This is a genomic window from Ramlibacter sp. AN1015 (assembly GCF_037726105.1).
Classification (GTDB): domain Bacteria; phylum Pseudomonadota; class Gammaproteobacteria; order Burkholderiales; family Burkholderiaceae_C; genus Ramlibacter.
On sequence record NZ_JBBJUM010000004.1, the window covers coordinates 186242 to 199357 of the forward strand.

General features: G+C 70.5%; 7 protein-coding genes. 2 read left to right on the plus strand and 5 right to left on the minus strand.

The features are described from left to right. Positions 1 to 111 precede the first annotated feature (111 nt). Positions 112 to 1356: a hypothetical protein gene (locus WG922_RS08485; protein WP_340282051.1), complete on the minus strand. Its 1245-nt coding sequence runs from the start codon at positions 1354 to 1356 to the stop codon at positions 112 to 114. A 144-nt stretch (positions 1357 to 1500) separates the two neighbouring features. On the opposite strand from WG922_RS08485, the gene def reads away from it, so the two are divergent. Next, positions 1501 to 2040, plus strand: coding sequence for a peptide deformylase (gene def, locus WG922_RS08490; RefSeq protein WP_340282053.1), 540 nt, complete (start codon positions 1501 to 1503; stop codon positions 2038 to 2040). A 453-nt stretch (positions 2041 to 2493) separates the two neighbouring features. Here def and WG922_RS08495 read toward each other — a convergent pair whose 3' ends face one another. After that, positions 2494 to 5106, minus strand: a complete 2613-nt coding sequence (locus WG922_RS08495; RefSeq protein ID WP_340282055.1) for a [protein-PII] uridylyltransferase — start codon at positions 5104 to 5106, stop codon at positions 2494 to 2496. 20 nt (positions 5107 to 5126) lie between these two features. Continuing rightward, positions 5127 to 5930 carry a type I methionyl aminopeptidase gene (gene map, locus WG922_RS08500; protein ID WP_340282057.1) on the minus strand — a complete coding sequence of 268 codons (804 nt, stop codon included), beginning with the start codon at positions 5928 to 5930 and terminating at the stop codon, positions 5127 to 5129. A gap of 138 nt (positions 5931 to 6068) precedes the next feature. On the opposite strand from map, the gene purL reads away from it, so the two are divergent. Continuing rightward, the gene (purL, locus tag WG922_RS08505; RefSeq protein WP_340282059.1) at positions 6069 to 10130 is read left to right on the plus strand and encodes a phosphoribosylformylglycinamidine synthase; all 4062 of its coding nucleotides are present in this window, start codon (positions 6069 to 6071) and stop codon (positions 10128 to 10130) included. 54 nt (positions 10131 to 10184) lie between these two features. On the opposite strand, the gene WG922_RS08510 is transcribed toward purL, so the two are convergent. Next, positions 10185 to 11036 carry an SAM-dependent methyltransferase gene (locus WG922_RS08510; RefSeq protein ID WP_340282061.1) on the minus strand — a complete coding sequence of 284 codons (852 nt, stop codon included), beginning with the start codon at positions 11034 to 11036 and terminating at the stop codon, positions 10185 to 10187. A gap of 61 nt (positions 11037 to 11097) precedes the next feature. Next, positions 11098 to 13107 carry a sensor histidine kinase gene (locus tag WG922_RS08515; protein ID WP_340282063.1) on the minus strand — a complete coding sequence of 670 codons (2010 nt, stop codon included), beginning with the start codon at positions 13105 to 13107 and terminating at the stop codon, positions 11098 to 11100. Positions 13108 to 13116: the final 9 nt, after the last annotated feature.

Genomic DNA, 13116 nt, shown 5'->3' on the forward strand with positions numbered 1-13116 from the left:
GGCTGAAAGGTACCCAAAGGATTTCGCGTTCGAAAGGCGCGACGCGCGTGCCGTCAGCCAGCAGGGTCCCTGGAGTGCGGCCCGCCACGTCGGCGCGGGAGCCACGATGCGTCACAAGGACTCGTAGCCGAGGTCATCGACGTCCTCCGAAGGAAGGTCATCGAACGTGTCGATCTCGCCGGCCAGGCTGACGAAGATGGCAGAGGACGACATCTCGAAGGCTTCGATACCGACCGCGGCCGCCCCGGCACGGGCTGCTGCGGTGTTCTTCGCAATGATCCGTTCGATGACCGCTGCGCGCGCCTGGGCGCTGTCGGCGCTCGCCCGCTGCCCGTAGTATTCGCAGAAGGGCGCGAACCCCATGTGTTCGACTTCGCATCGCAGCAATGAACGGAAGCCTTCTTCGGTGTAGCCCAGGCGCGTGGTGAACGGGCGCCCATTGACCTCCTGGTCGGTGCTGAAATCATCGATCGCTCGTCGAAGGTTGGCAGCGCTCGCGTCCGACGTGTGTTCGAGCCCGACGCACCCGTCGGCACGACACACCACCGCCACACAGCAGGCGAAGCCCGCGGAGAAGACGCCTTGTACGTTGTCGGCGGCAGTGGCGACCATCATCCCTGCGTCCTGCTCGGCTGCCAGTGCGCAGATGCCCTCCCGGGCTGCGACCCGGATGTACTGCCCGTGCTCCGCATGGACGGCCAAGCCGGCGCCGGCTTCTACGTCGGACCGCTGCGTGCCTGCTTCGACAGGGCCTTCCCCGTCGTCTTCGGACCGCTCGGGTGCCAGGCTCCCGATGCGCACAACGGGTGCGCCGGCGTCGCGGACGGTGGAGATGCCTTGTTCCGCACCGTCCTCAGGGTCCCACTCGGCCGGCCGGGCGAGGCGCTTGGCGAGCGCAACCGACTGCGGAGTGTGCAGGCGCGCACGCTTGGCGGAAGGGACCGCCGCCATGTCATCTGTGGCAGCGGCAGCAACGCGCTTGGACTCGGGTGCGGCCGTGCGTGCGGACGGCGCGCGCGTGTCTGGCCTGTCGCCGCGTGCGGCGGGCATCGCAGCGAGGAGAGGCCGCGTCACCGAGCGGCTTGCCACAGGCAGTGATGACGGCGCCCCCGCGGGCGCAAGTGTGCGCGATGCCACGCAAGACGCTGCGCTCGGCACACGAGGCATGTCCATCAAGCGCAGCGATGCGAGACGGCTCGACAGGTTCGGCAGACCGGGAGGGCTCGACAGGCTCGACAGGCTCCGCGTCGGGGTCTCCGCGCGCCCTCGGCGGGCGTCCGTGGGAGAGGCCACAGCAGAGGCGGAAGCGCAGGCAGAAGACGTGAGGACCGGAAGGGGGCGTGCGACGGGCAGCATAGGCAGCTTTCTTGTGGAAAGGCTGGACCGTACCGAAGGGCAGGCGCTCGCGGAAGGCATGATGCACGTGCCGTCAGCCGATCGCTTGTCTCCGGCGCGCGGCTCGTTCGAGCCACACCCTTTCGATAGCCCTGATCCACTGCCATGACCGTTCACCAGATCCTCAAAATGGGTGACCCCCGGCTGCTGCGGCCGGCACGCCCCTTCACCGAGTTCGACACCCCGCAGCTGCACCAGCTGGTGCGCGACATGTTCGACACCATGGCCGATGCCCATGGTGCGGGGCTGGCGGCTCCCCAGATCGGAATCGATCTGCAGCTGGTGATCTTCGGCAGCGACGCGCCCAACCCGCGCTACCCGGACGCCCCCATCGTGCCCCGCACCATCCTGCTCAACCCCGTCATCACGCCCCTGGGCGACGAGGTGGAGGAGGGGTGGGAAGGGTGCCTGTCCGTGCCCGGCCTGCGCGGCGTGGTACCGCGGTTCAAGCGCATCCGGTACACCGGCGTCGATCTGCAGGGCCGGCCCATCGAGCGGGAGGCCGAAGGTTTCCACGCCCGCGTCGTGCAGCACGAGTGCGACCATCTCGCAGGCGTGCTCTACCCCATGCGGGTGCGCGACTTCAGCCGTTTCGGGTTCACAGAAGTGCTGTTCCCTGAGCTCGCCACACAGCAGGACGACTGACGCGCAGCGTGGCAGGCTACGCGGGAACGTTGTCGTCCAGGTCAGGATCGACGACGGCGAACCCCGGCACCGCATCGAATCGGGTGATGCGCCCATCGACGCCGACGTGAAGCGCCCCATGCGGTAGAGAGACAAGCTCCGCTCGAGTCTCGCGCTTGCGCTCCTGTCACGGAGAGCGCGCGCGGCGAACTGATTGCCTGCGGCGGCCGCGGGACGGGGCACGCAGAACCTCACGCGAGCTGGAGGTGCTGGAGGTGCTGGGGGTGCTGGAGCCCGTGCCCGGAAATGATGGGACTGCGGCGCCGGGGTGGGGAGAAAAGGGCGAGCGTGGCGGGCTGGTGGGGAACATGGCAGGCGTTCTGCGAGTGGGAACGCCGGGACGGTAGCGGCTCGCCGCGCGCGAAGCCTGTCACGAACTGAATGCGAGCGCTGGCGCGTTCCGTCCGTCCTGTGTCAGCCGATGGCCTGCAGCAGTTCCGTCTCGATCTCGATCTGCTTGCGGTTGTGCTGCAGTTCGGATCCGTCGATGAGGAAGGTGTCCTCCACGCGCTCGCCGAGGGTCGATACCTTGGCCAGCTGCAGGTTGATCTGGTGGCGTGCCAGCACCTGTGCGATGGAATAGAGCAGGCCGGCGCGGTCGCTGGCGGAGATGGACAGCAGCCAGTGCTGCGCCTTCTCGTCCGGCGCCAGGCTCACGCGCGGCGGCACGGGAAAGCTCTTGACCCGGCGTGATACGCGGCCCCGGCTGGGCGCGGGAAGCGGACCGGCGCGCTCCAGGGTCTGGGCGAGCTCGGACTGCACCATATGGATCAACTCGCGGTTGTGCTCGGACAGCAGCGAGCTCACCACCTGGAAGGTGTCGAGCGCGTGCCGGTCGCGCGTGGTGTGGATGCGTGCCTCCAGGATGCTGAAGCCGGCCTGGTCGAAGTAGCCGCAGATGCGTGCGAACAGGTCGGGCTGGTCGGGGGTGTAGACCATTACCTGCAGTCCCTCGCCGACCGGTGACAGACGGGCCCGCACCAGGGTGCGGCCGGGCGCCGCGCCGAGTGGCTGGTGCGCCAGGTGGCGCGAGACATGCCGGGTGTGCCAGGCGATCTCGCCCGCGTCGTGGCGCATGAAGTAGCCGACGTCCAGCGTGCTCCACAGGCGCCGGTGCGCATCGTGGGGCAGCGCATGCAGGCTCAGCTGCACCAGCGCCTCGCGCTTGCGTGCCTCGATCTCTGCGTGCGGGTCGGGCGCGTGGCCGCCCAGCACGCGCAGCGTGGCGCGGTAGAGGTCCTCCAGCAGCTTGCCCTTCCAGGCATTCCACACCTTGGGGCTGGTGCCGCGGATGTCGGCCACCGTGAGCAGGTAGAGGGCAGTGAGCCGGCGCTCGGAGCCGACCCGGTCGGCGAAGGCCCGCACCACGTCGGGGTCGCTCAGGTCCTCCTTCTGGGCCACGCGGCTCATGGTGAGGTGCTCGCGCACCAGGTATTCGATGAGGGCCGCGTCGTCGGCGGCGATGCCGTGCTGCGCGCAGAAGCTGCGCACCTCGCGCCCGCCGAGTTCGGAGTGGTCGCCGCCGCGCCCCTTGGCGATGTCGTGGAACAGGGCGGCCGCGTAGAGGATCCAGGGCTTGTCCCAGCCGCCTGCGAGCTGCGAGCAGAAGGGATATTCGTGCGCGTGCTCGGGCATGAAGAAGCGCCGCACGTTGCGCAGCACCATCAGGATGTGCTGGTCCACGGTGTAGACGTGGAACAGGTCGTGCTGCATCTGCCCGACGATGCGGCGGAACACCCAGAGGTAGCGCCCGAGCACCGAGGTCTGGTTCATCAGGCGCATCGCGTGCGTGATGCCCTCGGGCTGCATCAGGATGGCGCGGAAGGTGTCGCGGTTGCGCGGATCGCGCCGGAAGCTCGCGTCCATCAGGTCGCGGGCGTTGTACAGGGCGCGCAGGGTGCGCGCCGACAGCCCCTGCGCGCCCGCCGTGGTCTGGTAGAGGAGGAAGGTCTCGAGGATGGCCGTCGGGTGGCGCTGGTACAGGTCGTCGCTGGCCACCTCGATCAGTCCGCCCTTGATCGCGAAGCGCTCGTTGATCGGCGTGGGCTCGGGCGGCTTGTCCTCCAGCCGCTCCTCGATATTCAGCAGCAGGATCTGGTTGAGCTGGTTCACCGCCTTGGCCGCCCAGTAGAAGCGGCGCATCAGTGCTTCGCTGGCGCGCTCGATGACCCGGCCGTTGGGCGCGCTGCGGGTGCGGTGGCCGAAGCTCTCGGCCACGGCCGACTGCAGATCGAATACCAGGCGGTCCTCGCGGCGCCGCGCGAGCAGGTGCAGCCGCGCGCGAATGAGGCTCAGCAGCGCCTCGTTGCGCCGGATCTGGCGGGCCTCGAACGCCGTGGCCAGGCCTGAGCGCGCGAGCTCCTCCCAGCTCTTGCCGAAGCCGGCAGCACGCGCCACCCACAGGATGACCTGCAGGTCGCGCAGCCCGCCGGGCGACTCCTTGCAGTTGGGTTCGAGCGAGTAGGGCGTGTTCTCGAACTTGGTGTGCCGCTGGCGCATCTCCAGCGTCTTCGCCACGAAATACGCCTTGGGGTCGAGCTCGCGCGCGAAGCGCTCGCAGAAACCGCGGTACAGGGCGGCGTCGCCCGCGATCACCCGCGACTCGAGCAGCGAGGTCTGCACCGTCACGTCGCCGGCGGCCTGTGCCGCGCAGTCCGAGACGGTGCGCACGCTCGAGCCGATCTCCAGGCCGACGTCCCAGCACTGGCCGATGAAGCCTTCGACGCGCGCGCGCAGCGCCGGGTCGGCGTCGGGCGAGGTGCCGTCGGGCATGAGCACCAGCACGTCCACGTCGGAGTACGGAAAGAGCTCTCCGCGCCCATAGCCGCCGACGGCGACCAGCGCGAAGGAGGGCGGCAGGCCACAGCCGGCCCAGAGGGTGCGAAGGGTGGCGTCGGCCTCGCGGGCGAGGGCCTGCAGCAGGCCGCGGATGCCGCGGGTGGAGCCGCCCAGCGCGTCGATGCGGGACAGCACCGCGGACTTGCGCGAGCGCCAGTCCTGGCGGACGGCGGCCGTATCGGCTGCCATCGCTGCCTCGCCCATGGCCGTCAGCCCGTCACGAAGGCGGGTGGATGCGGGCTGCCCGCCGACTGCGTGAGCACCTCGTAGCCCGACTCGGTGACCAGCACGGTGTGCTCCCACTGCGCCGAAAGCGAGTGGTCCTTGGTGACGATGGTCCAGCCGTCGTTGCCCAGCTCCTTCACCTCGCGGCGGCCGAGGTTGATCATGGGCTCGATGGTGAAGGTCATGCCGGGTTTGAGCTCTTCCAGCGTGCCGGGCTTGCCGTAGTGCAGCACCTGCGGCTCCTCGTGGAAGTTGCGGCCGATGCCGTGCCCGCAGAACTCGCGCACCACCGAGAAGCCGGCGGCTTCGGCGAACTGCTGGATGGCGTGGCCGATGTCGCCCAGGCGCACGCCGGGGCGCACCCGCACGATCCCGTGCCACATCGCCTCGAAGGTGAGGTTCACCAGGCGGCGCGCGGCGATGGAGGCTTCACCGACGATGAACATGCGGCTGGTGTCGCCGTACCAGCCGTCCTTGATGACGGTGACATCGACGTTGACGATGTCGCCCTTCTTGAGCGGCTTGTCGTTGGGGATGCCGTGGCACACGACGTGGTTGACCGAGGTGCACAGCGAGGCGGGGTAGGGCGGATAGCCGGCCGGCTGATACCCCAGGGTGGCGGAGGTGGTGCCCTGCTTGCGCATGAACTCGGCGGCAAGCCGGTCGATCTCGCGGGTGGTGATGCCGGGCTTGATGAAGGGCGTCAGGTGATCCAGCACCTCCGCGGCCAGCCGGCCGGCGGTGCGCATGCCCTGGATGCCCTCGGCGTCCTTGTACGTGATGCTCATGGCGGCGGATTATCCCAGAGGCCCCGGCGCCACACCGGCTGCGGGGCCGGGCCGGACGGTAAAATCGCGGGCTTTCGTCGCAGCGCGCCCCAGTCAGCGGCGCACCCCGCGGCCCCCCATCCCAACCCAGGCTTCAACGTGACCCTGCACATCACCGAGTTCGAGGGCGGCCGCGCCCTCAGCGACTTCCGCGTCCAGCAACTGCTGCCCCGCCTGCGGGCGGTGGACGACCGGATCCAGGCGCTGTCGGCCCGTTTCGTGCACCTGGCGGCGTGGGAACAGGCCCCCGACGACGCCGCGCTCGGCCGGCTCGCAGCGCTGCTGACCTATGGCGAGGCTTTCGACGGCCCGGCCGACGGCGAACTGGTGGTGATCACGCCGCGCCTGGGCACCGTATCCTCCTGGGCTTCCAAGGCGAGCGACATCGCCCACAACTGCGGCATTGCCGTGAAACGGCTCGAGCGCATCGTCGAGGTGCGGCTGCAGCTCAAGGGCGGGCTGCTCTCGCGCGGCAAGGCCACCCTGGAGCCCGCCGCGCGGGCGGCGGTGGCGCAGCTGCTGCACGACCGCATGACCGAGAGCGTGCTGTTCGAGCGCGCCGGCGCCCGCGCCCTGTTCTCGGAGCTGCCTGCGCAGCCCATGGACCGCATCGACGTGCTCGGCGGCGGCCGCACGGCCCTGCAGGAAGCCAACACCCGCTTCGGCCTCGCGCTGGCCGACGACGAGATCGACTACCTGGTGGCCGCCTTCCGGCAGCTCGCGCGCAACCCGAGCGACGTCGAGCTGATGATGTTCGCGCAGGCCAACAGCGAGCATTGCCGCCACAAGATCTTCAACGCGCAGTTCACCATCGACGGCGTGCCGCAGGACAAGAGCCTGTTCGGCATGATCCGCAACACGCACCAGTGCAACCCGCAGCACACCGTGGTCGCCTACTCGGACAACGCTGCGGTGATGGAGGGTTCGGACGTCGAGCTGTTCGTCCCGGCCGCGGACGGCGGGGCGTCGCCGGGCGCCTACCAGCGCCGCGCGGCCACGCAGCACGTGCTGATGAAGGTCGAGACGCACAACCACCCGACTGCCATCTCGCCCTTCCCAGGGGCTGCCACCGGCGCGGGCGGCGAAATCCGCGACGAGGGCGCCACCGGCCGGGGTGCCCGGCCCAAGGCGGGCCTGACCGGCTTTTCCGTATCGCGGCTGTGGGACGCACCGAACGGCCGGCCGGAGCACATCGCCAGTGCGCTGCAGATCATGACCGAGGGTCCGCTCGGCGGCGCTGCCTTCAACAACGAGTTCGGTCGGCCCAACCTGCTGGGCTACTTTCGCGAATACGAGCAGACCGTCGATGGCGTGGTGCGCGGCTACCACAAGCCCATCATGATCGCCGGCGGCCTGGGCTCCATCGACGCCGGCCTCACGCACAAGATCGCGTTCCCGGCCGGCACGCTGCTGGTGCAGCTCGGAGGCCCCGGCATGCGCATCGGCATGGGCGGCGGCGCCGCCAGCTCCATGGCCACCGGCACCAACGCGGCCGAGCTCGACTTCGACTCCGTGCAGCGGGGCAACCCCGAAATCGAGCGCCGCGCGCAGGAGGTCATCAACCACTGCTGGAGCCTGGGCGCGGACAACCCCATCCTGGCCATCCACGACGTCGGCGCGGGCGGCCTGTCGAACGCCTTCCCGGAGCTCACGAACGACGCCGGGCGCGGTGCGCGCTTCGATCTGTCCCGCGTGCCGCTGGAGGAGTCGGGGCTCGCGCCCAAGGAAATCTGGTGCAACGAGAGCCAGGAGCGCTATGTGCTGGCCATCGCGCCGCAGTCGCTGGAGCGCTTGCGCGCCTTCTGCGAGCGCGAGCGTTGCCCCTTCGCGGTGGTCGGCGTGGCCACCGAACAGCGCGACCTGGTGGTCGGCTTCGGCGTGGTCGATGCGGACACCGCGCAGGGCGGGGCGCCGGGCTCCGGGGCGGCACCCGCGCACGACGATGCGTCCCCGGGTGCGGCGCAACCGGCCGTCGCCATGCCGATGGACGTGCTCCTGGGCAAGCCGCCCAAGATGCACCGCGACGTGCGTTCGGTCTCCCGGCAGTCGCCGCCGCTCGACCTCACCGGTGTCGCGTTGCAGGACGCGGTGATCAAGGTATTGGCGCACCCCACGGTGGCTTCAAAGCGCTTCCTGATCACCATCGGCGACCGCACCGTGGGCGGGCTCACGCACCGCGACCAGATGGTGGGCCCCTGGCAGGTGCCGGTGGCCGACTGCGCCGTCACGCTGGCCGATTTCCGCGGCTTCGCAGGCGAGACCATGGCGCTGGGCGAGCGCACGCCGCTGGCAGCCCTCGACGCGCCCGCCTCCGGCCGCATGGCGGTGGCCGAGGCCATCACCAACCTGCTCGCCGCGCCGATCGCGCTGAAACGGGTCAAGCTCTCGGCCAACTGGATGGCCGCGTGCGGCGAGCCGGGTGAAGACGCCGCGCTGTACGAAACCGTGCGGGCGGTGGGCATGGAGCTGTGCCCCGCGCTGGGCGTGTCGATTCCGGTGGGCAAGGACAGCCTGTCCATGCGCACGCAGTGGCGCGAGGGCGGCCAGGAGCATCGCGTCACCTCGCCGGTGAGCCTGGTCGTGACGGCCTTCGCCACCCTGGCCGATGTGCGCCCGACCCTCACGCCGCAGCTCGTGGCCGAGGGCGACACCACGCTGGTGCTGGTCGACCTCGGGCAGGGCCGCAAGCGCATGGGCGGCAGCGTGCTCGCCCAGGTGCTCGAGCAGCCCGGCGGCGACGTGCCCGACCTCGACGAGCCGCAGCAGCTGGTGCGGCTGGTCGATGCCGTGAACGCGCTGCGCGCGCAGGGCCGCATCCTGGCCTATCACGACCGCAGCGACGGTGGCCTGCTGGCGGCGGCCTGCGAGATGGCGTTCGCAGGGCAGGTGGGCGTCGCGCTCAATGTCGATCTGCTGGTCACCGAGGGCGACGGCATCAGCGACAGCCGGGCCGAGTATGGAGATGCGAAGAACTGGTCGGCCCAGGTGAGCGCACGGCGCGAGGAGTTGACCCTGCGGGCCCTCTTCAACGAGGAACTCGGCGTGCTGCTGCAGGTGCCCACCGCCCAGCGCAATGAGGTCATGCAGGTGCTGCGCGAGCACGGCCTCTCGCGCCACAGCCATTTCGTCGGCACCACGCGCCCGGCGGCTTCTGCCATCGAGGCCGGCAAGGGTGAGGTGCAGGTCTGGCGCGACACCAAGGCGGTGTTCAGCGCATCCCTGCGCGATCTGCACCAGGTCTGGGACAGCGTGAGCTGGAAGATCTGCGGCCAGCGAGACAACCCGGCCGGCGCCGACGCCGAACACGCCGCGGCCGGCGACCCGACCGACCCGGGGCTGCAGTGGGCGCCCAGCTTCGATCCCCGGCACGACCCTGCCGCACCCTTCCTGAACCTCGCCCGTCCGCCGGTGGCGGTCCTGCGCGAGCAGGGCGTCAACTCGCACGTCGAGATGGCCTACTGCTTCGACACGGCCGGCTTCGAGGCGGTCGATGTGCACATGACGGACCTGCAGTCCGGCCGGGTACGGCTCGCGGACTTCAAGGGTTTCGTGGCCTGCGGCGGCTTCAGCTACGGCGACACGCTGGGCGCGGGGGTGGGCTGGGCGCGCAGCATCACCTTCAATCCGGCGCTCTCGGAGCAGTTCCAGGATTTCTTCGGCCGCTCCGACACCTTCGCGCTCGGGGTGTGCAACGGCTGCCAGATGATGGCCGAGCTGGCCGACATCATTCCGGGCGCGCAGGACTGGCCGCGCTTTACCACCAACCGCAGCGAGCGCTATGAGGCGCGGCTGTCGCAGGTGGAGGTGCTGCCGTCGCCCAGCCTGTTCTTCGATGGCATGGCGGGCAGCCGCCTGCCCATCGTGGTGGCGCACGGCGAGGGCTACGCCAACTTCGCGCGACGCGGCCACCCGGAGCGCGTGCTCGCCGCGATGCGCTATGTGGACCACCACGGGCAGCCCACCGAAACCTACCCCCTCAATCCGAACGGCAGCCCGGGCGGTCTGACCGCGGTAACCACGGCCGACGGCCGCTTCACGGCCATGATGCCGCACGCGGAGCGGGTGTTCCGCAATGTCCAGATGAGCTGGACCGGCGGAGACCGCGACGCTTTCAGTCCGTGGCTGCGGATCTGGCGCAACGCGCGCAAGTGGGTCGGCTAGCGTTGCGGAGGCGCGGCGGGCGGCGGGCGGCACGCAGCGCCGCTTGGGCAGTCCTCAGGCAGGGCAGCCCGACGCCCCGGCGCGGGTGAAGGCGCCTCCCGGGGAGCGCAGCGTGTCGCCGGCGACCTGCACGGGCGCGGCGCCCGGCAGCGGCAAGCTGGTGCCGCGCAGGCGAACCTGCACGGGCTGCGCCGTGGCACCGCGCTGCAAGGTGCCTTCGACCATCTGAAAGCGTTGCGTGAGTTGCAGCCGCGCGCCGGTCCAGGTGCCGGTGCCGCACCACTGACCCGCCACCTGCGCAGGCACCACCCACAGGTGCACCTTGCTCGACTTCTGCAGCCCGACCTGCTTGTCGGGGACCTGGAGCGTGCGCGTCTCGTCGGGCTGCCAGTCGCCCATGTCCCAGTCGTGCGAGACGACACGGGTACCCGGCGGCAACTGCAGCAGCGAGGGGCGCAGCAGCATGTTGAACTCGGGCAGCAGGTACATGGTGACCACGGTGGCGCGGCTCAGGTCGGTCTTGAACAGATCCTGCACCCGGAAATCGACCTTGCCTGCTACGCCCGCATGGCGGGCGCTCCGGAGGCTTTTCTGGACCAGCTCGGGGACGATCTCCACGCCCAGGCCGGTGGCACCGAAGCGGTGCGCCGCGGTGATCACGATGCGGCCGTCGCCGGAGCCGAGATCGATCAGGTGGTCGGTGGGGCCGACCTCGGCGATGCGCAGCATCTCCAGCGTGACGTTGTCGGGTGAGGTGATGAAGGGCACTTCCTCGACGAACTGGGCGCGCGCCGACCCGGCCGCCAGCGCGAGTGCCACGGTGAGTGCGGTCGAAGCAGCGAGCGGAAGCGGGAGGGCGTACGCGGCCAGCGGGCGGGGCGCGAAAAGACGGGTCGAAAACTGCATGCGCGCGAACATAGCACGCGTGCGCGGGGTGCCGAGCGCACCGCGCGCGCGACCCGAACGCTCAGCGTGACGCGCCGTGCGCCGAACCGGACGGCAACGCGGAAACCGCCGCCGCGGGCGCCGCGCCGCCGCCCGGCGGCGACACGATCGAACCCGGTGCGTCCGACGGCGCCTGCGGCATGGATGGCGCGATCGGCAGCTCGACGACGAATTCGCTGCCCTTGGCCGGGCCACGGCTCTCGGCGTGCACCCAGCCGCCGTGCAGCTCGACCAGCGCCCGCACGAGCCACAGGCCGATGCCCAGGCCACCCTGCGAATGCGCGCGGTGCCCCGGAACCTGCGTGAACATCTGGAAGACCTGCTCGAGCTCTCCGGCTTCGAGGCCGATGCCGCTGTCGCACACGTGCACATGCACCCGGTCGCCGCGCACGTGTGCGAGCACATCGATCCGGCCCCCCGGCTCGGTGTATTTCGCGGCATTGGTCAGCAGGTTGGAGAACACCTGCGCAAGGCGCAGCGGGTCGGCGTCCAGCACCACGTCCGTGCCCGGCAGGTGGCAGCTGAACGCGTGGCTGCGTGCATCGATCAACGGGCGGGCGATCTCGATGGCCGACTCGACCACCGAACGCAGCGCAACCCGCTGGCGCTCCAGGTCGATGCGGCCGTTGCGGATGCGCGAGAGGTCGAGCAGGTCGTCGAGCAGGCGCGCCATGGTGGCGACCTGCCGCTCGACCACGGCCGCGGCGCGCGCGCGGGCGACGTCCGACGCGCCTGGAAGCTTGAGGATGTGGGCGGCCGAGCGCACCGGCGCCAGCGGATTGCGCAGCTCGTGCGACAGCGTTGCGATGAACACGTCCTTGGCGCGGTTGTCGTCGTCGGCGAGGCGGCGGGCGTTGCGCTCGGCTTCCAGGGCCCGGTCGCGCGCGGCGAGCGCCTGGGCAACCTGGGCGCTCGCCGATTCGAGCGCGAGGTAGAGCGCATCGAGCTGGCGGATACCCGACGGCGTGTAGGGTGGATGCTGGCCGCGCATCACCCGCGGCACGTTGGATGCCATGCGATCGACCGAGCGCGCCAGGCGCCGCGCCAGCAGAACGGTCGCACCGATGCCGAGCAGCAGCAGTGCCAGGCCCGCGGCGCCCAGGCGCAGCACCGATTGCTGCAGGGCGCCGTCGACGCCGCGCGCCGGGATGCCCAGCATCACGGTCCAGCCTTCTGGGGTGCTCGACCAGGCCCACAGGAATTCGTTGCCGTCGAGTGTCTCGAAGCGGCGCACGCCCTGGCCTTCGGCCGCAAGCAGCGCGCGTATCGAGGCCTCGCTGCCGCGCAGGCCGAAGAAGCGGCCCATCTCCCGGCTGCGCGCGATGATCCGGTGCTGCGCGTCTGTCACGGTGGCCACCGCATCGCGCTCGCCGACCTGCAGCGACAGCACGCCGGCCAGGTGCACCGGATCGAGCCGCGCCACCACGGTATACGGAACGCCCTGGCCGCGGACCACCGGCTGGACCGCGGTGATCCCCAGGTGCGGGTCGAGCGCGCTGGTGGTCAGCGGCGACAGCTGCGGCTTGGCGGTTTCGAACGCCCGCGACACATGGGGACCCAATCCAACGGCGTCGCCCGCGCGGTTCTCCTCGGGGTGCATCGCGACGATGCGACCACGCGCATCGAGCAGTGCCAGCCGGCGGATGCCGAAGTCCGAGGCGACCACACTGGCCATGAGTTCGCGGGTGCGCTGCAGATCGCCGGGCCCCTCGCCGGGGTCGGCGAGCGCGGCATCGGTCGCAACGAGCTCCAGCACCTCCATGGTGTTGTCGAGCTCGCGGCGCACGACGGCGGCCAGCGCATGGCTCGCGGCCTCCAGCTCGCGGGCGTTGCCCTCGCGTGCCTGGTCGGCAAAGAGGTAGAGCAGGCTGCCGCTATACAGCAGCAAGGGCAGCAGCACCAGCAGCGGCAGGCCCAGCAGCAGCACATAGATGCCGATCGAGCGACGCACGGAGGGATTGCCGCGCGAGGAGCGGCGCGCGCGGCCGCGCCAGGACGACCAGGCGTGCAGGAGTGCGGATCGCGCCCCCATTCGAGCGGC